This window comes from Oscillibacter sp. PC13 (genome assembly GCF_900115635.1).
Taxonomy (GTDB): Bacteria; Bacillota; Clostridia; order Oscillospirales; family Oscillospiraceae; genus Oscillibacter.
This window is the reverse complement of sequence record NZ_FOXE01000003.1, coordinates 21748-43967: the sequence shown is the minus strand read 5'-3', so window position 1 is coordinate 43967 and position 22220 is coordinate 21748. Positions and strand designations below refer to the sequence as shown.

Annotated in this window: 17 protein-coding genes, 1 tRNA gene and 1 riboswitch; of the genes, 7 read left to right on the top strand and 11 right to left on the bottom strand. The window is 53.8% G+C overall.

Annotated elements, in window-relative coordinates:
• Positions 1–7: 7 nt before the first annotated feature.
• From asnA to BMZ81_RS02075, 5 genes are all read left to right on the top strand, one after another.
• Positions 8–1015, top strand: coding sequence for an aspartate--ammonia ligase (gene asnA / locus BMZ81_RS02105; RefSeq protein WP_091128082.1), 1008 nt, complete (start codon positions 8–10; stop codon positions 1013–1015).
• A gap of 381 nt (positions 1016–1396) precedes the next feature.
• On the top strand, positions 1397–1981 hold the full coding sequence (locus BMZ81_RS02095; protein ID WP_091128077.1) for a recombinase family protein: 585 nt from the start codon (positions 1397–1399) through the stop codon (positions 1979–1981).
• Positions 1982–2359: 378 nt separating this feature from the next.
• Positions 2360–7378, top strand: a complete 5019-nt coding sequence (locus BMZ81_RS02090) for an S-layer homology domain-containing protein (RefSeq protein WP_177187162.1) — start codon at positions 2360–2362, stop codon at positions 7376–7378.
• Positions 7379–7781: 403 nt separating this feature from the next.
• Complete coding sequence (locus tag BMZ81_RS02080; RefSeq protein ID WP_091128072.1) at positions 7782–8333, top strand: hypothetical protein; 552 nt, start codon at positions 7782–7784, stop codon at positions 8331–8333.
• A gap of 118 nt (positions 8334–8451) precedes the next feature.
• Positions 8452–9591: a recombinase family protein gene (locus BMZ81_RS02075; RefSeq protein WP_091128069.1), complete on the top strand. Its 1140-nt coding sequence runs from the start codon at positions 8452–8454 to the stop codon at positions 9589–9591.
• 76 nt (positions 9592–9667) lie between these two features.
• On the opposite strand, the gene BMZ81_RS02070 is transcribed toward BMZ81_RS02075, so the two are convergent.
• From BMZ81_RS02070 to BMZ81_RS02020, 11 genes are all read right to left on the bottom strand, one after another.
• Positions 9668–10873 (bottom strand): FprA family A-type flavoprotein, encoded by a 1206-nt coding sequence (locus BMZ81_RS02070; protein WP_091128067.1) that lies wholly within the window; start codon positions 10871–10873, stop codon positions 9668–9670.
• 81 nt (positions 10874–10954) lie between these two features.
• The gene (locus tag BMZ81_RS02065; RefSeq protein ID WP_091128066.1) at positions 10955–11653 is read right to left on the bottom strand and encodes a V-type ATP synthase subunit D; all 699 of its coding nucleotides are present in this window, start codon (positions 11651–11653) and stop codon (positions 10955–10957) included.
• A 15-nt stretch (positions 11654–11668) separates the two neighbouring features.
• Positions 11669–13057 carry a V-type ATP synthase subunit B gene (locus tag BMZ81_RS02060; RefSeq protein WP_091128063.1) on the bottom strand — a complete coding sequence of 463 codons (1389 nt, stop codon included), beginning with the start codon at positions 13055–13057 and terminating at the stop codon, positions 11669–11671.
• The gene (locus BMZ81_RS02055; RefSeq protein WP_091128383.1) at positions 13054–14832 is read right to left on the bottom strand and encodes a V-type ATP synthase subunit A; all 1779 of its coding nucleotides are present in this window, start codon (positions 14830–14832) and stop codon (positions 13054–13056) included. Before BMZ81_RS02055 ends, BMZ81_RS02060 begins: the two co-directional genes overlap by 4 nt.
• 67 nt (positions 14833–14899) lie before the next feature.
• Positions 14900–15217: a V-type ATP synthase subunit F gene (locus BMZ81_RS02050; protein ID WP_177187161.1), complete on the bottom strand. Its 318-nt coding sequence runs from the start codon at positions 15215–15217 to the stop codon at positions 14900–14902.
• Positions 15218–15229: 12 nt separating this feature from the next.
• Positions 15230–16234, bottom strand: a complete 1005-nt coding sequence (locus BMZ81_RS02045; RefSeq protein ID WP_091128062.1) for a V-type ATPase subunit — start codon at positions 16232–16234, stop codon at positions 15230–15232.
• Between the two features lie 15 nt (positions 16235–16249).
• Positions 16250–16843: a V-type ATP synthase subunit E gene (locus BMZ81_RS02040; RefSeq protein ID WP_091128059.1), complete on the bottom strand. Its 594-nt coding sequence runs from the start codon at positions 16841–16843 to the stop codon at positions 16250–16252.
• Between the two features lie 22 nt (positions 16844–16865).
• Positions 16866–17351 carry a V-type ATP synthase subunit K gene (locus BMZ81_RS02035; RefSeq protein ID WP_091128057.1) on the bottom strand — a complete coding sequence of 162 codons (486 nt, stop codon included), beginning with the start codon at positions 17349–17351 and terminating at the stop codon, positions 16866–16868.
• A 14-nt stretch (positions 17352–17365) separates the two neighbouring features.
• Positions 17366–19297 (bottom strand): V-type ATP synthase subunit I, encoded by a 1932-nt coding sequence (locus BMZ81_RS02030; protein ID WP_091128055.1) that lies wholly within the window; start codon positions 19295–19297, stop codon positions 17366–17368.
• A gap of 1 nt (position 19298) precedes the next feature.
• Positions 19299–19613 (bottom strand): hypothetical protein, encoded by a 315-nt coding sequence (locus BMZ81_RS02025; protein WP_091128053.1) that lies wholly within the window; start codon positions 19611–19613, stop codon positions 19299–19301.
• A 504-nt stretch (positions 19614–20117) separates the two neighbouring features.
• A complete protein-coding gene (locus BMZ81_RS02020; RefSeq protein WP_091128051.1) occupies positions 20118–20732 on the bottom strand; it encodes a hypothetical protein in 615 nt (204 codons plus the stop codon).
• Between the two features lie 246 nt (positions 20733–20978).
• On the opposite strand from BMZ81_RS02020, the gene BMZ81_RS02015 reads away from it, so the two are divergent.
• Positions 20979–21055, top strand: a tRNA-Arg gene (locus BMZ81_RS02015).
• 165 nt (positions 21056–21220) lie between these two features.
• On the top strand, positions 21221–21871 hold the full coding sequence (locus BMZ81_RS02010; RefSeq protein ID WP_177187160.1) for a superoxide dismutase: 651 nt from the start codon (positions 21221–21223) through the stop codon (positions 21869–21871).
• 135 nt (positions 21872–22006) lie between these two features.
• Positions 22007–22152, top strand: a riboswitch (molybdenum cofactor riboswitch).
• The last annotated feature ends 68 nt before the right edge of the window (positions 22153–22220 follow it).

The window sequence follows — 22220 nt, the reverse complement described above, 5'->3', positions numbered from 1 at the left end:
GGATCCGATGAGTAAACTTGTAATCCCTGCCGGGTATCAGATGCCGCTGACCAACAACGAACTGCAGCGTGCCATCGAACTGATTCACCGGGAATTTCAGCACAGCCTTACCGTCCGGCTGAATTTACACCGGGTCTCCGCTCCCCTGTTTGTGGACGGAAAAACCGGCCTCAATGACGATTTGAACGGTGTGGAACGCCCGGTTGCCTTCGACATCCCCGACGTAGGCACTGACGGCCAGGTCGTACACTCCTTGGCAAAGTGGAAACGGCTGGCTTTGAAACGGTATGAATTCAAGCTGGGCACCGGGCTTTACACCGATATGAACGCCATCCGCCGCGATGAGGAAGTGGACAACCTCCATTCCGTGTATGTGGATCAGTGGGACTGGGAAAAGCACATCGATCCCAAGAACCGGAATCTCCCGTATTTGAAAGACACGGTACAGGATATCGTGGGCGCCATCTGTGATACCTCTGCTGCCCTGCGCAACGCTTTTCCCGCCCTGAGCTTCAAGCCGGACCGGGATGTGTTCTTTATTACCACGCAGGAGCTGGAGGATCGGTTCCCGGATTTGACTCCCAACCAGCGGGAATATGAGATTTGCCGGGAGCACCATACAGTATTCCTGATGCAGATCGGCAAAACCCTGAAGTCCGGTACCAAGCATGATGGCCGGGCTCCAGACTATGACGACTGGGAGCTCAACGGCGATATTCTCATGTGGAACCCCGTACTGGAACGAAACTTTGAAGTCTCCTCCATGGGCATCCGCGTGGATGAGGAGGCGCTGGACCGCCAGCTGAAGGAAGCGGGCTGCGAGCAGCGCCGGCAGCTTCCCTTCCACCAAATGCTGCTCAAAGGCGAACTTCCTCAATCCATTGGCGGCGGCATCGGCCAGTCCCGTCTGTGCATGCTGTTAATCGGAACTTGCCACATTGGCGAGGTGCAGGCCAGCCTTTGGGACCCGGCAACGCAAGCCGCCTGTGAACAGGCCGGCATCATCCTGCTGTAGCTTTCCTTAGGCGCCCCTCTGGCAAATCAGTTTCTTTTGGAATACGCCGATAAAAAAGAGCCGCTTGACGGCGGAGCCTCATAGGGACATCAATAAATCAACCGATTGAGGATAGCAAGAGCCAGGAGTTATCGAATGATGACTCCTGGCTCTTTTTCGCTTTCTCGGATTATTGAATAGACTTTCCCCATCAAAGCTGGTATGTTGTGTTGCTTGAAGGGAGGGACATTCATGAGAACGCAGAGAAGCAAAATAAGTGCGAGCGGACAGATGCCTGTTATTGGCACTGTCCGCTCTTTCTGTCTCTGCCTTAAATAATAAAATATGTTGACCATCGGCTCCTCTAAAATTAAGCCATACTAACAATAGGAGGAGCAGAACATGAAAACTTATGGCTATATCCGTGTTTCAACCAAGGAACAAAACGAAGATCGTCAGCTAATTGCTATGAGGGAGTTTGGCGTACCCAATGAAAATGTCATTATGGACAAGCAGTCTGGAAAAGATTTTGACCGCCCGGGCTACAAACGCCTGATGAGAAAATTGAAAACCGGGGACACCCTTGTCATCAAGAGCATCGACCGGCTGGGACGAAATTATGATGAGATTCTTGAGCAGTGGCGGGTTATTACGAAAGAAAAACAGGTCGCCATCGTGGTGCTGGATATGCCCTTGTTGGACACTCGACAGGGGCGGGATCTGACCGGTGTTCTCATTGCTGACATCGTCCTACAGCTTCTTAGCTATGTCGCCCAGACCGAGCGTGAGTTCAACAGGCAGCGGCAGGCCGAAGGGATTGCGGCGGCGAAAGCGAAAGGTATCCACTTCGGACCGAACTTCAAGGATCGTGGGGAGAACTACGGCGCTATCAAAGCGGCATGGGAGCGCGGTGAAATATCCGGCCGTGAAGCGGCCCGACGGCTGGGTGTTGCACATGGCACCTTTCAGCGCTGGTGCAGAGAATAAATAAAATGGCCTGCAAACCGTGGGTTACAATCCATACATAAAGAGCCGAGGTCAAGAGCTGATTTCACTGTGGTTTTGGACACAGTGAGCCTTGCTCTTGACTTTTTCGCATAATATCATACCATTCTTTGCCCACAAAAACAAGATAGAATGTCAATTTTTATGCGGCTCATAACCCACACGTTATGAGCCATTCTTCTTTTCCGCCATCGTTTTAGTTTTTGAAAAAAGATGCAGAGCGATGAAAAATGCGACGTTCGCAAATAGACAGAGGGGAGTGTATGAGGACAGGCAGGCGTGCTTTGCCGCCTAGTTGGATAACAGAGATCGAACGCGGGATAAGCCGCATTTGATAAAATGAGTTTAAGGAGGACAAACATGAAGAAGAAACTTCTATCGTGGCTGGTCACATGCGCTATGCTATTCAGTATGTTCCCGGCCACAGCACTCGCCGTTGAAAATGACGGCGTGATAGGACAAGAAGATCTGGAAAGCAGTGACTACTACGAGTTTGACGATGTTCTTGGCTCTGGCGGAGCACCTGTACTGCTTTCCACTGAAACAGAAGTGAGCGGAACTATCACTCCCGTTTACACCAGCACCGATCGCTTCTGGGGCGAGGGTGGCGGAAACGCTTCCGCGAGCCTGGTCGTCGAACTGTACGAGGGCAATACCAAGATTGCAACCTCTACTCTTAACGACATCGACAACATCATTGATGGTGATGTCTATGTTACCTGGTCCATCCCCTTTGATGGCGAAGATAGCGACTACTGGGATGTCGAGTGGGCCGAGGGCTATCCCAAGTATGACATGAACCCTACCAAGGGCGTTATGGTTATCGATGAGGAAGTTGTTGCCGAAAGCGCGGTTCAGTTCAACGCGCCTGACGATCTGAACAAGGTCGTTGCTCTGGCTGAGGGCAACACAGGCGGTGTGGTGGCTTACACCAGCTTGGTTGATGCCATGGGAGATTTCAATGGCCGTAAGGTCAATGTTCTGCGTGACGTGAATGAGAAAATTGAAGCGATGAAAGGCTGCACTCTGACCACCAATGTGGAGGGCGGCGTGACTGTCACCAGCACCTATGACAGTTGGATTTATTGCAACGACCTGTTCATTGGCGAGGACGTGACCATGAAGGGCGGCAATGTCTTCTATGAAACTGACGGCGTGAATACCGTTGAGGGTACGCTGGTTGTCGATGAAACCTTCTACCATGGTTACGATGCCAAGACCACTGTTCAGAACGGCGGCAGCATCGCGGTTGGCGGCGCCACCCAGTTGCGCTATAACACCGATCCGGCAGCTGGTTTGTATATCTACGGCGACGGTAATGATAGTACCGTGGAATACAAATGCAGCTACTATATTGCTCCCTATTCTGGCACTTTCTACGCTGAGGATGCCAACATCGAGGCTGGATACGTCTTGCTGAAGAATTCCTACGACAACGCAGACTATGCCGATGTTGCCATGAAGCTGGATAACTCTACGCTCAAGGTCATCGGCACCAATGACGGACAGAACTCCTTCATCATTGACGATCAGGCATCCCTGACCCTGAAGAACGGCTCCGCTATCGCGGATGTTCGCGATTTCAGTATCCTGGAGGGTACCAACCTGAGTCTGTCTGTGGACTCCACCAGTTCTATCAGTGCCACGAATGTCAGTATTGCTGACGATGTGCCACTGGGATTTGAAAAGAACAAGGACGGTACCGTGAGTTTTTCGTACAAGCTCAGTGGAGAAGGAACTGTCGAGAACCCCTATGTCATCAAGACTTTGGATGATTTGAAGGGTTTCCGCGATGCTGTCAATTCCGGCAACACCTATCAGGGAAAAACGGTCAAGCTGGCTGACGACATTGATTTTATTGATTTAACTGGTGAGGAATGGACGCCTATCGGCACAAGTGGTTCCGCATTTAAGGGTGTCTTCGATGGTAATGAAAAGACCATCAGAAACCTGGTCATTACCGGCAATAATCGCAATGTTGGTCTGTTTGGTTACACCACCAACGGCGAGATCAAGAATCTGACCGTTGAAAACGCTAAGGTTTCCGGTTATCTGAATGTCGGCGTCGTGGCTGGTACTCCCTACACCTCCAAGTACACCAACATCAAGGTGATCGGCCATGTGGAAGTCAACGGCATGGCTTATGTCGGCGGCGTTGGCGGTAAGAATGCTTACGCTGACTGGACTGACATCACCGTGGATGTTGATGATACATCTTACGTCAAGGCTGTTTCCACCGAAGACGGAACCGCCTACCGCACCTATGTAGGCGGCGTGATTGGCTTCATGGGCGAAGGCTCTCACACCTTCAAGAACATTAAATCCAATATCGATGTTATCGGCGATGTCTGCGATGTTGGCGGCATCACCGGCATTGCCCATTATGGCAACAACTTCGAAAATATCACCTGCACGGGTGATGTGACCAACACCAACAGCGATCCTGACGATGTTTTGGAGACTGGCCTGATCGCTGGTGTGTGGCATAACCAGGCTGGTTATGACGTTGAGTTTACCAACATCAATGCAACCGGAACCATTTCTGCCCCCAATGTCACCGATGTTGAGTTTGAGAATGGTAGTTTGATCGGCGCCGCATACAGCACCTCCAAAGATAGTCAAAGTACCAGCGGCACTCTGATTGTTGATAGTGTGAGGAAGTGGCCTCTGGTTGCACGGGTTGAAGATGAGAAATATGCCGACCTCCAGTCTGCTATCGCGGCTGCCGCAGACGGTGAAACTGTCACCCTGCTGGGTGATGTGACCTGCAGCGAAACCATCAATATTCCTGCAGCTGCTGTAGTCACGATTGACCTGAACGGCAAGACCCTGAACGGCAGCATTCTGGCACCCAATGCAGAACTGACCGTTCAGAATGGATCTATTGTCAACGGAAGCTTTGCTGTCAGCGCCCTCGAGATCAACGCCGGCAAGCTGACCCTGACCGACGTCAACATCACCTCTGCCCGTCACGCTGTCCGTATTGATGGCGCTGTCACTGCGACCATCGATGGAGGCGAATATAAGACGGTCGGTACCGCTAACATGACCACCCATGCGGTCAATGTCTCCGGTGCAGCAAATGTCACCATCGAGAATGGTACCTTTGTTGGCCCCAAGGGCACCAGCGCAGATAGTGGTGCCGCGGTCAAAGTGCAGAGCGGCGCAACCGTGACCATTTCCAACGGCGAATTCTCCGGCGGCTTGAACGATACTTTGTCCAGTGCTGGAACCCTAAAGATTTCCGGCGGCACCTATGATCAGGCTGTCAAGAGTGATTACTGCGCTGATGGCTACGTCTGCAAGGATAATGGCGGCGGCACATATAAAGTTGTCTCGCAGTATGTTGCGCAGATCGGCACTAACAAGTATATGACCTTCAAAGCTGCTTTGGAGGCCGTTGAGGAAGGCGAAACGATCGTCCTCCTGAATGCAGAAGGTGATGAGTCCAATACCGAGATCGCCTTCGATAAGGCTTTCAGCTTCACCATCACGGGCAATGCTCCCAATTATGCGTTGCCTGTGGTGACCTTCCAGAACGCGACTGTGAACATCAAGGATGCCACCATCCTGATTCCTGAGCTGGATGCCCGTCAGAATGCGACCATCAATGTGATCGACTCCACCGTGTATGACGCTGGTGAAAACTCCATCGTCAAGTCCTACTACAACGGCGCGATCAACATCAGCGGCGACTCCACGGTCTATACCATGCAGTTGACCACCATAGGTTACATCACCCTGTCTGATTCCGCCGAACTGACTGCCACATGGCAGACCAACGTCTACGGAAACGGCCTGATCACTGTCAACGAGAGCGCGACCCTGAACACCGCCGCACTGCACTTGACCGGCCAGGACTACTCCGACCGTGACAACACCGATGCAGACCGTGTTGGCAAGCCTGCCGCCATCGTGGTGGACGGCGGTACCCTGAACGTCGGCACCAACTGCTATTCCTCCTCCGGTGCGGACTACAACTATAATTCCAGCCACGGTATCAATATCGGCACTGAGGCCGGCAAGAATGCTCTGATGGATATTAAGAACGGTGCAACCGTTACCATTATGCAAGCGGCCGACAAGACCGTTGCCGTTGGCGCAGGTGGTACTGTCAACGTTGGCGCTGATATGAGTGTGACCTGCCGCGGCGAGGGCGACGTGATCCTGACTAACGACGGTGTGATTACTCTGACCGATGCGACCGCGGCACTGACTACGGCGAACGGGAACTTGGATGTTAAATCCGGCGTGGATAAGTACATTACCCAGTATGCTGATGGCAAGTACAGCTTGACTGGTGTTTCTGTTACTGGTGTGACGCTGGACAAAACAACTGCTTCTGTCAATGAGGGGAATACGACGCCCCTGTCTGCAACGGTGGTGCCCGACAACGCTGCCAACATCAGTGTGTCTTGGTCCTCCAGCGATGCGAGTGTGGCAACCGTTGACGAAAACGGCGTTGTGACTGGTGTTTCTGCCGGTACCGCTACGATTACAGCCACCACCGTTGACGGCGGTTTCACAGCTGAATGTGTTGTGACGGTTAAGTCTGCTCCCTCTGGCGGCAGCAGCGGCGGCGGTGGCGGTGGCTCCTCCACTTACTCTGTCACCGTTGAGGACTCCAAGAATGGCGATATCAAGGTCTCTCCCTCCCGCGCATCCTCCGGCAGCACCGTGACCATCACTGTCGATCCCGACAATGGCTACGAGCTGGATGAGCTGACTGTTCTGGACAAGAACGGCAAGGAAGTGAAGCTCACTAAGAAGAGCGACACCAAGTACACCTTCAAGATGCCCAGCGGCAAGGTTACCATCGAGGCAACCTTCGCAGAGATCGCAGACTTTGAAAATCCCTTCGTCGACGTTGCCGAGAACGCCTACTACTATGACGCCGTGCTGTGGGCCGCTGAGAACGGCATCACCGGCGGCACTTCCGCCACAACGTTCTCCCCCGCCAACGTCTGCACCCGCGCGCAGACCGTGACCTTCCTGTGGCGTGCTGCAGGTTCTCCCGAACCCGCAACCACCAATATGCCCTTCACCGATGTTGCGGAAGGCAGCTACTACTACGACGCCGTACTGTGGGCCGTAGAGAACGGGATCACCTCCGGCACTTCTGCCACTACCTTCAGCCCCAATGCTACTGTGACCCGTGCGCAGAACGTCACCTTCCTGTGGCGCTGGGCGGAGTCTCCCGCAGCGGAGGAAGCCAGCAGCTTTGCTGACGTTGGCGCGGATGCCTACTACAACGGCGCAGTTGCATGGGCTGCCGAGGAGGGTATCACCTCCGGCACCTCTGCCACCACCTTCAGCCCCAACGATCCCTGCCTGCGCAGCCAGATCGTGACCTTCCTGTACCGTTATATGGTCGGATAACAAAAGTGAACGGAGGAGCTTCGGCTCCTCCGTTTCGGTAAAATGAACGGGGCTCTGTGATAATGCCCCGGACATATGGTATGTCTGCTGGGGCAGCCATTTGCTGCAATAGCTCACTCGACATATAGGCCGAGAAAAACAAAAGAAAACCGCGAGGTACGATGATATGCAGACACAGCGTGATTTGTTTGAGGATCTGAGAGTTCAACTCTTATGCGAATACATATCAGACATGAGGTTTGAGCCGACCAAAAGTTCCGCAAAAGCTGAATTAGCGAGAATGGACCTTTCTTCCTATTCTCTTCGGGCGTTAGCTGACGCGGCTGAATACTTCTATGGAGTCAATTTGGAATTCCAAAGCTATTCCCAGGCGGCAGAATTCTTCAGAGGGTGAGGTGTGTCCATGAGTGAACAATGCATTGTGGTGGGGGACGAGTTCCTGACACCAAAATACATTTCGGAGGACGATATCCCCCGCGATGGTGGCCGATGGCCGGAATATTGCAATACCATGATCATCAGCATCGATTCCTTCGAAAACAGGCTTGCTTCCGGCTGCCTGTATAACTTCTACTTTGAGGATGCCACGCCTTTTTCCAGTCTGGATCGTCTGCTCATTTTAGTGGAATCCGTTATGGAAAGAGCAAAGATGCCTCAGTCGTATGTTGAACTGAGCAAGGCTGTTCCGATCCAAAAGAAACGAAAGCGCGCAAAAAAGGCATTGGAAAAGGCTGTGGATGATGCGCCGCTTTCAAGGCAACCTCCATTTTACTCCATGGAGACGCTGCGAGCGCCTAAAGGAAAACTGGCCAATTTTTATATCCGCGTTTACTCCCGACAGCACGCAAGTGTGCAGGGTGTTCTGGTCAACGCAAAGAATAATGACACCTATGCGTTCCGAAGCGGATTAGAGCTGATCCGCATTCTCTGTGAACTTCTGGGCGAGGGCACATAATTCCGTATCCTGAAGACCCAAATCTCGCAGTTTTCCATTGCTGCATCTATGCGGAGTTCGCCTCAGCACCCGTGCTCCATACGGCTACCGTAAAAATGAGATCAAGGACGGTCCTCTTGTGGTGGATGACGAAGCCGTACAGATCGTCAGGCGGATCTTTGCCATGTGTGCAAGCGGCCTTGGCCCCTCACAGATCGCACGGCAGCTCAAAGGGGAACAGATCCTTTCTCCCTCTATGTATGCTTACACAAAATATGGCATCTCCCACTCCGGTCTGAATACCGAGCGACCTTATAACTGGACCAGCGATATGGTGGCTGATTTGCTGGAGAACATGGTGTACCTGGGCCATACGGTCAACATGCGCTACAGCACGAAGTCCTACAAGGACAAAAAGAAGCGTGAGCGTCCAAAATCTGAATGGCTCATCTTCGAGAACACACATGAGGCGCTGGTAGATCAGGAGACATGGGACATCGTGCAGGAAGTGCGTTCCCACAAACGCCGCCGCACGAATATGGACGAGCAGAATATGTTCTCTGGATTGGTGTACTGCGCAGACTGCGGCAAACCCATGGTGCTGCACCGGGCGCACACGATGAAGCCTGAACAGACCAACTTTACTTGCCGAACCTACAAAAAGGAAGGCTCGGCTGTCTGCACGGCCCACTACATCCGGGAGGTGGCGATCAAGGAGATCGTGCTGGAGACCATTCGCAGAACAGCGGAGTTCGCCAGAAATTATCCTGAAAAGTTCGCGGAATACATCCAGCAAAAGCAGTCCACAGAAGTAGCGAAGGAGATTAAGATGGTGGAGCGTGAACTGTCCGCCATGCGCAAGTGCGACGCTGAATTGGACACGGTATTCAAGCGTATGTATGAGGACAGCGCTCTCGGACGGGTAAGCAATGAGCAGTTCCGATTACTGTCTGAAGCGTATTCCAAGGAGAAGGCGCAGCTGGCGGAAGCCATTCCTGCAGCAATCGAGAGGCTGGAAAAGCTGCGGAGCAGCGTAGCGAATGCCAGGAACTTCATCGCCAAGGCCAGAAAGTACACAGACATGACCGAACTGACTCCCGAGCTACTGCGGGTATTTGTGTCCAAAATCATCGTCTACGAAAAAGAAGTTAAATATTCCAGGCATGCGCCGCAAATGGTACGCATCCGGTTCAGAGGTTTTGACCTGAATGAAGCAGAAGATCCATTCTTTGCGAAAACAACTGAAAAGGTAGACAGCGCTGACGCGCTGTCCGCCTAATTCCGAGGACGCACCCGAAGATACCCCTATCAGGAGTACCCGAAGCGGCTCTTTTTTTATCCTGCGCAGATGGGACTCATCCTAAAATATCGGCGGCCAGCTGATCTGCCAAAGCTTCCAGTGCCGCGCGCTGCTCCTCCTTGACAGAGGACTTCAGGGTGATGGCATTCTCCAGCAGCGTTATATTCTTCATGTTCTCCAGAATCTCCCGCATCAGCTTTCCAGACTGTGGAGCCCAAGATCCGTTTTCCACTATGGCCACTGTGCGGTTTTGCAGATTGTGCGCTTTCAAATCCAGCAGCAGGTTTTCCATGGGAGTGAAAATCCCATTGTTGTATGTAGCAGATGCAAACACCAGATGGCTGCATCGGAAGGCTTCACTCACCAGCTCGGAGACATGGGTAACGGACACATCGAACAGCCGGATGTTCTTTACGCCTTTCTCTGCCAAGCAGGCAGCCAGAATTTCGGCGGCGTTCTCTGTGTGGCCATAGACGCTGCCGCAAAAAATAGCAACGCCCCTATCCTCCGGTGTATAGGTGCTCCACTTTTGATACTTGTCCACAAACCAGTTGACATCCTTCCGCCACACAGGACCGTGCAGGGGGCAGAGGCAGGCAATCTCCAGTCCGGAAGCTTTTTTCAGCAAAGACTGCACCTGCATTCCATATTTGCCCACAATGTTGCTGTAGTACCGGCGGGCGTCATCCAGCCACTCCCGTTCAAAGCACACCTCATCAGCAAACAAATTGCCGTTAATGGCACCGAAGGTTCCAAATGCATCGGCAGAGAAAAGGATCTTATCCGTAGTGTCATAGGTTACCATGGCCTCTGGCCAATGTACCATGGGGGCCATTACAAAGGTCAGGGTGTGGTGCCCGGTGACCAGGGTGTCGCCCTCCTTCACAGTCATGGCCCGATCGGTTAGATCACAGGTAAAAAACTGGCCAATCATGGTGAGCGTTTTGGCATTGCCTACCACCTTTGCCTGAGGATAGCGGCGCAGGGTCTCCGTCAAAGTGGCGCAGTGATCCGGCTCCATATGGTTCACCACAATATAGTCCAGCTCCCGGCCGTTCAAAACGTGCTCCAGATTTTCGAAAAACACCTCTCCAACGGCCTTGTCCACTGTATCCAGCAGAACGGTCTGCTCGTCCATCAGCAGATAGGCATTGTAACTGACGCCGCGGGAGATAGGAAAGGCATTTTCAAACTGGGCCAAGCGCCGGTCAGAGGCCCCCACCCAGAATAGATCCGGCAAAATGGGATGTACACAATACATTGGTAATTCTCTCCTTTTTCAACTATGAAATCAAAAAAGCGGTACAGTTCGGAAAAACTGTACCGCTTCTTGTTTCTCTTGTCAAGACTCTTGTTCCTGAAATCGTACCATGGCCGCGGCATCCCTGGCACGCTGCTCCTCAATGGCCTCTTTCAGCAGCATATCTTTCACCTTCATCAGGCGGGTCGTAGTGGATCTGTCATTTTCATCCAGCTTCATCGTAATGTAGCGGATGGCCTCCTGTGTGTTGGGAATCATCACATACTCCAGCGCGTTGACACGGCGGCGGGTCTTTTCAATTTCCTCCGCCATCAGCTGTGCGGACTTTTCGATCTCCGCCAGCTTCAGCATTTTCTGGAATACCTTTCCCAGTGCGTCCACGGCGGTGTCCAACTCGCCGGAAGTTGCCGCAAAGCCATAGGGATAGATGTCGGAGTCGGACTTCGTCTTTGTCTGGAAATCATAGACCGGAACATTGACGGACATGATATTCTTCATGTTCATCGTCAGCTCCACACTCTGCTTCGGATACAGCAATGCCTGCTCCATGGCCTCGGAGCTCATGAGGGCCGAAGCCACGGTAAAGGACTTGTGGACTGTCATCAGATCCGCCTCTACTTCAGCGCGGAGGGATTTTACCTCCCGCACGGTATCCAGGAACTGCTTCATCAGCTCGTCCCGCTTGTCCTTGAGAAGCTTGTGGCCCCGCTGGGCAGTTTTCAGCTTTCCCTTCAGGCGGGTCAGCTCCATACGGGTGGGGTTTACCGTAATATTTGCCATTGGGTACCCCCTCCTTTACTGCGCTTCGTTTTTCTTGGGCCAGTATTTTTCAATATACTCGGGCTTAATGCGCTTCAGTTCTGCCTTGGGCAGAATGGAAAGCAGCTCCCAGCCAAGATCCAGCGTCTCCTCAATGGAGCGGTTTTCCTCATAGCCCTGGTTGACATACCGTTTCTCAAACTCATCGGCAAACTTGGCGTACAGCAGATCGGTAGGTGTCAAGGCGGCCTCACCCAGAATGCTCATCAGCTCCTTGTTATCCTTGCCGGTGGAGTAGGCCGCAAACAGCTGGTTCATGGTGTTGGCGTGATCCTCCCGGGTCTTGCCCTCGCCAATGCCCTTATCCTTCAGACGGCTCAGGCTGGGCAGCACATCCACCGGAGGATGGATGCCCTTGCGGTACAGCTCCCGGCTCAGAATAATCTGCCCCTCCGTGATATAGCCGGTCAGGTCGGGAATGGGATGGGTCTTGTCATCCTCCGGCATGGTCAGGATGGGGATCAGGGTGATAGAGCCAGGGCAGCCCAGCCGACGACCGGCCCGTTCATACAGCGTGGCCAGGTCCGTGTACAGGTAGCCTGGGAAACCGCGGCGGCCGGGAACTTCCTTCTTGGCTGCAGAAACCTCCCGGAGGGCCTCTGCATAGTTGGTGATGTCGGTCATGATGACCAATACATGCATACCCTTTTCAAAGGCCAGATACTCAGCGGCAGTCAGGGCCATACGGGGCGTGCTGATACGTTCAACGGCCGGGTCGTTTGCAAGGTTTGAGAACAGCACCGTCCGGTCAATGGCCCCGGTGCGGCGGAATTCGCTGACGAAGAATTCGGATTCCTCGAAGGTGATGCCGATGGCGGCAAACACCACGGCGAAGTTGCTGGCTTCATCCCCCCGCACCTTGGCCTGACGGGCAATCTGGGCCGCCAGATTGGCATGGGGCAGGCCGGATCCGGAGAAAATCGGCAGCTTTTGGCCGCGGACCAGGGTGTTCAGACCGTCGATGGTGGAAATGCCAGTCTGAATAAATTCATTGGGATAGTCCCGGGCCGCCGGATTCATGGGCAGACCGTTGATATCCCGGTATTCCTCCGGAATGATCTCCGGACCGCCGTCGATGGGTTCACCCATACCGTTAAACACGCGGCCCAGCATGTCGGCGGACACACCCAGCTGCAGCGGATGGCCCAGGAATCGAACCTTGGCGTCCGCCAGATTGATGCCGGCAGCGGACTCAAACAGCTGTACCACGGCGGTGTCACCGTTGACCTCCAATACCTTGCCCCGGCGGATGGATCCATCGTGCAGCTGAACTTCTACCAGTTCATCATACGTGACGCCCTCCACCTGGCGGACCATCATCAGAGGACTGACAATCTCCTCAACCGTTCTGTATTCCCGGATCATGCGTCCTCACCTCCCTCAGCGGCCACAGCCGCGATCTCCGCAGACATTTCCGTCTCAATCTGCTGATAGACCTTCTCATATTCTTCAGCCGGCACACTCTTGGCACGGCCAATCTTTTCCCGGGCCGGAATGTCAAACAGCTTCATGACGCCGGCACCTTTTTCAATGGCGCCGCGGCACAAATCCTCATAATTGAGGATCATAGCCAGCAACTTTTCCTGCCGATCGTAGCTGGAGAAGCCGTCCACATCCATGAAGGCATTCTGCTGCAGGAAGTCCTCACGCACCATTCTGGCCACCTCCAGCGTCAGCTGATCGGTGGGAGACAGCGCGTCCTTACCCACCAGCTGCACAATCTCATTCAAGCTGGCCTCGCTCTGCAGAATACTCATGGCACGGCCGCGGTTCTCCATGAAATCCGCACCCAGATTCTCATCAAACCAGGGCTTCAGGGAATCCAGATACAAAGAATAAGAATTCAGCCAGTTGATGGCCGGGAAATGCCGCTTATAGGCCAGAGAGGCGTCCAGCGCCCAGAATACCTTGACAATCCGCATCGTGGCCTGGCTGACAGGCTCGGAGAGGTCGCCGCCGGGAGGCGATACGGCGCCGACGGCGGTCAGGCTGCCCCGTCGCTCGTCGGATCCGATGCACTCCACGGAGCCAGCCCGCTCGTAGAACTGGGCCAGACGGGAAGCCAGATAGGCGGGATAGCCTTCCTCACCGGGCATCTCCTCCAGACGGCCGGACATCTCACGCAGCGCCTCGGCCCAGCGGGAGGTGGAGTCGGCAATGACGGCCACGTCGTAGCCCATGTCCCGGAAATACTCGGCGATGGTAATGCCGGTATAAACAGACGCCTCACGGGCAGCCACGGGCATGTCGGAAGTGTTGGCAATCAGCACTGTCCGCTTCATCAGGGATTCACCGGTACGTGGATCCTTCAGCTCCGGGAATTCCCGGAGTACGTCGGTCATCTCGTTGCCGCGCTCGCCGCAGCCGATGTAAACCACAATGTCCACATCGGACCACTTGGCCAGCTGGTGCTGTACCACGGTCTTGCCGGATCCGAAGGGGCCGGGCACAGCCGCCGTACCGCCCTTGGCAATGGGGAACATGGTATCGATAACCCGCTGGCCGGAGCACAAGGGGCGCTTGGGGGGATACTTATGCTGATAGGGCCGTCCAATTCGGACAGGCCACTTCTGGGCCATGGCCAGCTCCACTTCCCTGCCGTCGTCGGTCTTCAGGGTGGCGATGGTGTCCAGCACCGTATACTCCCCTGCCGGGGCAATCTTCGTGATGGTGCCCTTCAGATTCGGCGGCACCATAATCTTATGGAGCACGACCTCTGTCTCCGGCACGGTGCCGATGATATCGCCGCCAATCACCTGGGCGCCGACAGCCGCAATGGGCGTAAAGGCCCACTTTTTCTCATGGTCGATGGCGGGAACCTCTACGCCGCGGGTAATGCAGGGGCCAACCTTCTCCACAATTTTTTCCAGCGGGCGCTGAATTCCGTCGTAGATGCCCTCAATCATGCCGGGGCCAAGCTCCACACTCATGGGAGCGCCGGTGGTGATCACCTCGGCGCCGGGGCCAAGGCCGGAGGTCTCTTCATAGACCTGGATAGAGGCGGAGTCGCCCTTCATTGTCAAAATTTCGCCAATCAGATGCTGGGGGCCGACACGGACCACGTCGGACATATTGGCGTCCTTCAGGCCCGTTGCCACAACCAGCGGTCCGGATACTTTCACAACTTTACCGCTCAAAATAGAATACCTTCTTCCTTGGAAAATTCTCTTCCGAGGCTGTTTCTCACAGGGAGCAAGTCCATATCCTTTACAGAATATCGGCTCCGACTGCCCGCTCAATGGCCTTTTGAATATGGTCCTTTCCAATGCCCAGAGATCCCTCCCGGCCTGGGATAAGAATGATGGCCGGCCGCAGCTCGTCCTTGTACCGGGAGAGCACGTCCTCCATGTCCTTTGCCAGCTGTTCCGTAAGGTAAATCACTGCGCAGTTGGTCTTTGCCAGCTCATGAACCGTCTTCCGCGCCTCCTCCACAGAGGTGACAGGATAGGTGTCCAGCCCCAAAGCCCGGAAGCCCATCACAGACTCCCAATCGCCCACAACGGCGATCTGATACATGACTGCCATGCCTGCACCGCCTTATACATAGCTTTGCCGCAGACGGGAGCGGATCACCTCCGGCGCAAGGCCGGCACCGCGTCCCATCAGCAGAATCCGCAGATTGGTGTACTCGGTCTCCCGTGCCGCCAGATAGCCCACCAGCGGCGCCTCGCCGAAGGGCACCATCTGCGCTCCAGCGAGGTATTCACTCACCGCATCGTCGCAGAGTTTCTCAAACTCTGTCAATGCGCCGCCCTTCAGCGCCGCTGTCCCGGCCTCGGCCGCCGCCTGAAAACGCGTCGGCCCATACAGGTCGTTCAGCCCGCTGCCGCGGTTGGCACAGACCGTCAAAATGGATGCGGCGGCGACACTGCCGCCCTCCAGCAAAACGCCGCGGAGGAACTCCTCGCTCTTTCCCATCCGGATGGCCCGCACCAGCGTCCGCAGGTTCAGCGCATCCACAACCGTCTGCACATATCCCTTCAGGAATTCGCTTCCCGTCTGCTCTGCCAGATCCGCCATATCCCGGTAACACCAGCGATCCAGAACAGTGTCAGAGAGTTGGGGATCCCGGGTGGTGTTCAATACTTCCCGGGCCTCTTCGGCCGCCCGGGCCAGCAGCGGCGGCAGGCTGTCCAGCTCACCGGATCTGACGGCTGCCTGCAGCTCCTTCACCGGAACCCGGCCCATATCCATCAGCATGCCGTCCGGTGCGGTGCCCATCGCCTCTGCCTTTAGAAGCGCCTTGACATTGTGGTAGTCATATTTCAGTTTGAATAGCTCGATATACCTGGTATCCGGCGCACCATCCGATAAGTCGGCCAGCATCTCCTCCCGGTCCGCGGACAGCGCCGCATCCAGCGCCTCCGGATCCCGGGCATCCAGCGCCGGGTAGCCGCACTCCTGAAGAATTTTTGCCGCTTCCTCATCACTGCGGGCCTCCAGAATCTGCTCCATCCGCTCCCGGGTCAAAAGGCCGGTTTCCATGGCCTTGATCCGAGCGGAGATGACCAGGTAATCGGTGTCTTTGATTGTTTTCGACAAGACACTTCCTCCTTGTTAGCCTTTCGGGAACAGTCTTTCTGCCACTGCTCCCGCAGTCTCCGCCTTCTGCAGGCGCACCAGCGTTTCGAAGGTACAGTTGACTTCGATATTGCCCTCCTTGAGGATAAAGCCGCCTGTGATACCACGGGTCTCCTCAGAGAGTGTCAAGCGACCGCCCTGCAGCAGCTCATTGGCCCGTTTGACGGCAGCTTCGCCCACCTGCTCCCGGTCCTTCTTGGAAAAGACCGCTTCCTCATGGCCGGTGGAGGATGCCTGCACCATCAGCGCAGCCAGCACCTCTACGTACTGCGCATCCGCCATAGCGCAGAGCTTTTCCAGCGCCAGGGCGTAGGACTTCTCCACCATCTCCTGCTTGGCAGCCAAAAGCACCTTCCGGGACTCCATCTGTGCCACGCTTACCAGACGTTCCTCTCGCTCTGCGGCGGATTTTTCGTTTCGGGCAGCCAGAGCAGCTGCCTCCTCATCCGCCTGAGCCTGATACTTGGCGGCAATTTCGTCGGCCCTGGCCCTGGCATCCGTCAGGATGCGGTCAATCTCCGCCTGGGCCTCCTCATCGATGCGCGCTGTAATTTTCTCGATTCCGTTCATGTTGTGTCCCCTTTCTCTGGGGTCAGGCGATATTGATGATCATCAGCATGGAAGCCAACAGGGACAAAATGGCGTAAAACTCCACGGTGATGCACAGCACCATGCCCTTGGACCAGTCATCGGGCTTCTTGGCCAGAATGTTGATGGATCCTGCTGCCACGCGGCCCTGTGCAATTGCGGAGAACAGGCCGCCCAATGCCATAGGCAGGCAGGCCGCGAAATACTGCAGCCCCTGCTGGATTGTCAAATCGGGCAGTGCGCCGCCCAAAAGGCCCATAGAATAAATGGCAAAGAACCACACCACCAGGCCATACAGGCCCTGGGTGCCGGGAATAACCTGCAGGATCATGACCTTGCCGAATTTGCTGGGGTCTTGGCACAGAAGGCCCGTGCCTGCCTCGCCGGCGATGCCGGTACCCTTTGCGGAACCAATACCGGGGAGAACTGCTGCAAGACCGGCGCCCAGCAGCGCCAGGGCCAGACCACCGAATGCTTCAAAGAATCCCATGATAAATTTCCTCCTTAGTTATTTTCAACATCCACGTATTTTGTATTGATTGCCAGTGGGCGGAATGGCTTACCGCCGTCCTCATAAAATTTGCCGAAATACTCCAGGCACTGCAGACGCAGGTCATGGACATAGCAGCCCAGCAGGTTCAGGGCAAAGTTCAGTGCATTTCCCACCAGGGAAATGATAATGAAAATGATAAGATTGCCGGGAATGGCGCCCAGTGTATTAAACACTTGGGCAATGACGCTGCCTGCCAGCATCAGCGCCATCAGACGGGAGTACGAAAGGATATCTCCAAAGTAGCCCGTCACATGGTTGTACAGGGATCCGAAGATTGCGGTGATCTTGCCAAATCCCTTGGCATTCCATCCCGAACCCACCAAAACCATGACAATGCCCACATATAGTACGATGTTGGTCACACCCAGCGCCATGCAGCCGATTCCGGCGAAGACCACCCACCAGGTAACCTCCTCCCAAATGGCGTCCATCACTTGACCCCGCTTGATTTTACGGACAAAGCTGATAGCCATGCCGGTGATGATCTGCACCAGGCCCAGAGCCATGGCGCCTATCAAAATCATCAGGGTGTCATTCAGCGGCGTAAACAGGGCAGGAAGGGCAAAATCTCCGCCGGTGGTCAGCTTGACCACCTGGGTCAGGAAGTCTCCAAAAAAGCCGCCGGTCAGCGCACCCATGATAAAGGTGCTGATTCCGCACAACCCCGCCAGGCGGAACATATTCCCCATGGTGCCCTTGGGATGGTACTTCCTGGTCACCAGGAACCCGGCCAGCATCATCAGCAGGCCATAGCCCATATCTGCCATCATGATGCCGTAAAACAGAATGAAAAATGGCGCCATCAAGGGATTGGGGTCCACATTGTCATAGGTTGGGAGCGAGTACATCTCCGTCACCATATTCAGCGGCTTTGTCAGCCAATTGTTTTTCAGCTTCACCGGCACATCGGGGATTTCCTCTTCCGTCGGATCTCTTGCCTCCCAGGCGCAGCCCAGTTCTTTCATCAGGGCTTCCACCCTGTTCATGCTCTCCTCCGGAGCCCATCCCTCAAAAAAGACAATGGTTCCATCGGTCAAAAGCCGTTCTGCTGAGCTCTCCTTAGAAGCCTCCGCATTCAGGCGATCTGCATATACCCGCAGTGCATCCCGGGCACCGGCACAGGCGGTAATATCCGCCGCAGCCGTTTCCTGCTGTTTTCGGTTTTCTGCCAGTTGCTGTTCTATCTGCTGCAAATTCTCCGCCGCGGTACCACTGGCATTCTGAAAGGAGGTCACACTGAATCCACGTGGGCGGAGAACCTCCAGCGCACACTCCTCATCCGCACGGTGACAGATCAGCAACGCATACCGCTGCTGTTTATCCCCGCTGATCTCCAGCAGCTCTGCCGCCGCGCCTGAGGCAGCAAGCTCCGTTTTCACGCTGCCAATATCCGTTGTGCCCGGGCAAACCATCAGTCGGAGCAAAACGTGCTCTGTTCCCTCCATCTCCAGCGGCATATCTAACGACTGCCACGGAGAGAGACTGGCCTGACGGGCCTGAAGGCGGCTCTCCTCACTTTGCAGGTGTGTCAGCGCCTGCAGCCGGAGGTTGATTTGGCTGCTGACCTCTTTGGCCTCCTCCGTGGTACTGGCACTTAAAAACTCCTGTTCGGTAATCGGATGCCGTTTGATAAACAATCCGTCCTTTAGCTGCGCATACTTTCGAATCGCCGACAGTGCCGTATCAACACCGGCAATTTCGTTTTTGGTAGACACCAGCTTGGAACGGTCCCGCTCCAGCAATGCCGACCAGTCAGGATCTGCAAGCCTGTCGTCCGGTTCGCTGATCTCCACGCAGCCCAAACGCAGCAGTTCTCTCAGCAGTTCTTCCCGCTGATCGGCCATCGCCATCACATGGAGTTTTTTCATTTTTACAATGGCCATCTCAAGTGTTCACTACCCTTCCGACGATAAACTCCGCAGCTTCTTCCAGGTGTTTCCCGGCAGTTTCCCGCAGAATGCAGCCTTCCTGTTCAGCTGAACGGGCGATCTCCGCCGCACGCTGCTCCGCTCTTGCCTCTGCCTGAGCCAGCAGATTTTTCCCATTCTCCGCTGCCTCTGCGCGCACTTTTTGTAAAAGCGCAAGACCATCCCGCTCTGCATTGGCAATGATTTGCTTTGCCTCAGCTTCTGCGGCAGCCTTGCGCTCCCGGTTTTTTGACTCGACTTGCGAGACTTTCTCAATTGCCTCCAGTGACATCTGTTCTCACCTTCTCTCTTCCACTGCAGTCCCAGATCCCTGATGCTCTTTCTTCCCTCTATGCATAATAGAATGCCACCTTCTCTATACTCGATCAATAGACAGTCTCTGTCAGATGTTACAAATCCGGACAAAAGCATCTTTTTGTATAAAGGCAGCGGCCTTATGCTGAAATTTAGTATTAGTATAAGATAGAGTTTCAAACTTTGCAAGCAAATCTTTCCAAAAAATATAGTCCAAAATGTCGCAGTTCTCATACATCTTGTCATTTCTCACGAAGAAGGCAGAAAGTATGTTTTTTTTTAGATAATATCCTCTTAAAAATCCACACAGATCTGACAATTTATATGAATATATTTGCAAAGCGCCTGAAACATACGCTTGTGTCACCATTCCGTCTTATTTTAGGCGAAACAGCTTTTCTTCATACCGATTTCCAAAACTTTTTAAAGCAGGGCCGGAGATTGGACAGCCGTCCAATCTCCAACCCTTTCAAATGAGATCTTATTTTTCCTGTTTTTTCGTTTGTTCCAGAACGGCAGACAACTCATTCAGTTCCACGCCAGCCTGATCCATCGCCCTGGGAAGCTGGGCAAGATTGACCTCAACCTTCCGCAGTTCTCCCGTCACATGTGTAGCAGTGGAATCGAAAGTTGTCACCAGCTCTTGGTACTGTTTCTGGAAGGAACTGATCATTCCTTCCAGCCGCGCAACTGTAGATGCCTCCAGATCGGCGGCCCGTTTTCTGGCCTCACATTCAATGGCGCCAATCCGCTCCCGGAATTGGGCATAGGCCTCGGCATCCGGGCGCAGCCTCTCCAATTCTGCCGCCAAACGCTCTGCCTCTGGCTTTGCGGGCTCCAGAGCCTGTCTGGCAGTCTGCTCGCGAGACAGAGCGTCCTGGAGTTGACCGTGCTCCCTCTGAAGCTCCGTTAACTGCGTGCGTAATCTCTCTAGCTGAGCCGATGTGGTTTGAAGCTCCGCCCGCAGGCCGTCATTCTCCTGCTGTAGCCGCTCCTGCACTGCAGCCGCCTCCTTGGCAGTCTGCTCAATATAACGAATCACGTCCTGCTTGTCAAAACCACCAAACGCAACGCTTTTAAAGGTGTTGTTTTCCATCAGCCCACCACTTTCTTTTTCTATATTGTGTTTACTTTAGCACAGAAATCTTCTGTTTACAAGTATACCTGAAAAAGCTCCTTTTCAAATTCGTTGTTTCAAGTAAAACACCGGTATTTCTGCACGTTCGTTTTCCCGTTTGTTTTCTTATGAAGCACCTCTTTTTTAAAAAAATGCAAAATTTCAAAAAAACTCTTGCATTTCAGAAAAAGCCGTGCTAATATAATAAAGCTGTCTGAAAGACACGCGCCCTTAGCTCAGCTGGATAGAGCGTCTGGCTACGGACCAGAAGGCCGGGGGTTCGAATCCCTCAGGGCGTACCAAAAGCCACTCAATGCCGCAAGGTTTTGAGTGGCCTTTTGTTTTGCCATACAAAGATGTGTGCTTCCTTCTGATGCACCGTTTTGATATCTTTTTCATAGTCTGATCATACCTCCTTATCTTTTATAGGAGAGACCAATTGTCATTTTTCAAAAGGAGGTATGGGTATGAATCAATACTATCCATTTGAAGTGGTTCCGCTTCCCTATTCCTATCTCTCCATGATACCCTGCTGTGACGCAAATACACTGTACTTTCACCACAACCAATACTACCAGAGTGCGGTCGACCGCTTGAACCAGTTGGTGGTACAGCACCGCCTGACCCATTTGAGTCTGGAAGAGCTTTTGACAGCGGACATCAATTTGCCCGTTGCGCAGGTTGAGCAGATACAGGACGCCGCAGGAGCTGTTTATAATCATCAACTCTATTTCGACAGCATAACGCCCGCTCCTGTGTTCTCTCCACACAGCCCGCTGGCAGAAAAATTAACCTCCACATATGGATCCATTCATCATTTTTTTCAGCTTTTAACGGAGGCCGCAGCCAGCATCCATGGTTCCGGCTGGTTATGGCTGGTATCTGAGGGAACCGGTGATCTCCATCTTGTCACAACCAAGGATAATCAGACAGTTCCCCTCTCTTCTGTCCATCCAATTTTTCTTATCGATCTCTGGGAGCACGCCTATTCCGTTCATCACCATTTTGACTTAAATGCCTATCTTCTCGCCTGGCTCTCCAATCTCGACTGGCAAAAAGCAAACCAACGCTTTTTGTCCGCACATGCCTTGCGTCCACCACCTGCTCCACTCCGGTAGAAGCGATCTTCCGGTTTTTCATTTCTGCCGTGGATGCCGCTTTACAGATGCATATTTTTCTTCGGCAGCTCTCTTATCTCATTCTCATATTGACTTTTTATCAGAAGAAATGTATTCTAATCTCAGATGGCCTGTTAATTTTATAGTTTCCGAGCCTCTTGACCTAATGGGACAACTGTTCCGATGGTCACTGGGCCAAGCGCTGCCTTTGCGGCGCATAAGAGCTCTGCTGGAAACGGCACAGCTTTCCGTGTTTGAGAAGGAGACAGTGTGCTTCAGGGGGATTCCCCCTGTTTTCTGCGTTGTGCAGCAGCCTGTTTTTTTCCAACAGGCTGCTGTTTTTTTGTTG

Bases quoted from the DNA above. Each gene is read 5' to 3' on its own strand.
- asnA (WP_091128082.1), top strand. From the start codon at position 8: ATGAGTAAACTTGTAATCCCTGCCGGGTATCAGATGCCGCTGACCAAC.
- BMZ81_RS02095 (WP_091128077.1), top strand. From the start codon at position 1,397: ATGAAAACTTATGGCTATATCCGTGTTTCAACCAAGGAACAAAACGAA.
- BMZ81_RS02090 (WP_177187162.1), top strand. From the start codon at position 2,360: ATGAAGAAGAAACTTCTATCGTGGCTGGTCACATGCGCTATGCTATTC.
- BMZ81_RS02080 (WP_091128072.1), top strand. From the start codon at position 7,782: ATGAGTGAACAATGCATTGTGGTGGGGGACGAGTTCCTGACACCAAAA.
- BMZ81_RS02070 (WP_091128067.1), bottom strand. From the start codon at position 10,873: ATGTATTGTGTACATCCCATTTTGCCGGATCTATTCTGGGTGGGGGCC.
- BMZ81_RS02065 (WP_091128066.1), bottom strand. From the start codon at position 11,653: ATGGCAAATATTACGGTAAACCCCACCCGTATGGAGCTGACCCGCCTG.
- BMZ81_RS02060 (WP_091128063.1), bottom strand. From the start codon at position 13,057: ATGATCCGGGAATACAGAACGGTTGAGGAGATTGTCAGTCCTCTGATG.
- BMZ81_RS02050 (WP_177187161.1), bottom strand. From the start codon at position 15,217: ATGGCAGTCATGTATCAGATCGCCGTTGTGGGCGATTGGGAGTCTGTG.
- BMZ81_RS02040 (WP_091128059.1), bottom strand. From the start codon at position 16,843: ATGAACGGAATCGAGAAAATTACAGCGCGCATCGATGAGGAGGCCCAG.
- BMZ81_RS02035 (WP_091128057.1), bottom strand. From the start codon at position 17,351: ATGGGATTCTTTGAAGCATTCGGTGGTCTGGCCCTGGCGCTGCTGGGC.
- BMZ81_RS02030 (WP_091128055.1), bottom strand. From the start codon at position 19,297: ATGGCCATTGTAAAAATGAAAAAACTCCATGTGATGGCGATGGCCGAT.
- BMZ81_RS02025 (WP_091128053.1), bottom strand. From the start codon at position 19,613: ATGTCACTGGAGGCAATTGAGAAAGTCTCGCAAGTCGAGTCAAAAAAC.
- BMZ81_RS02020 (WP_091128051.1), bottom strand. From the start codon at position 20,732: ATGGAAAACAACACCTTTAAAAGCGTTGCGTTTGGTGGTTTTGACAAG.
- BMZ81_RS02010 (WP_177187160.1), top strand. From the start codon at position 21,221: ATGAATCAATACTATCCATTTGAAGTGGTTCCGCTTCCCTATTCCTAT.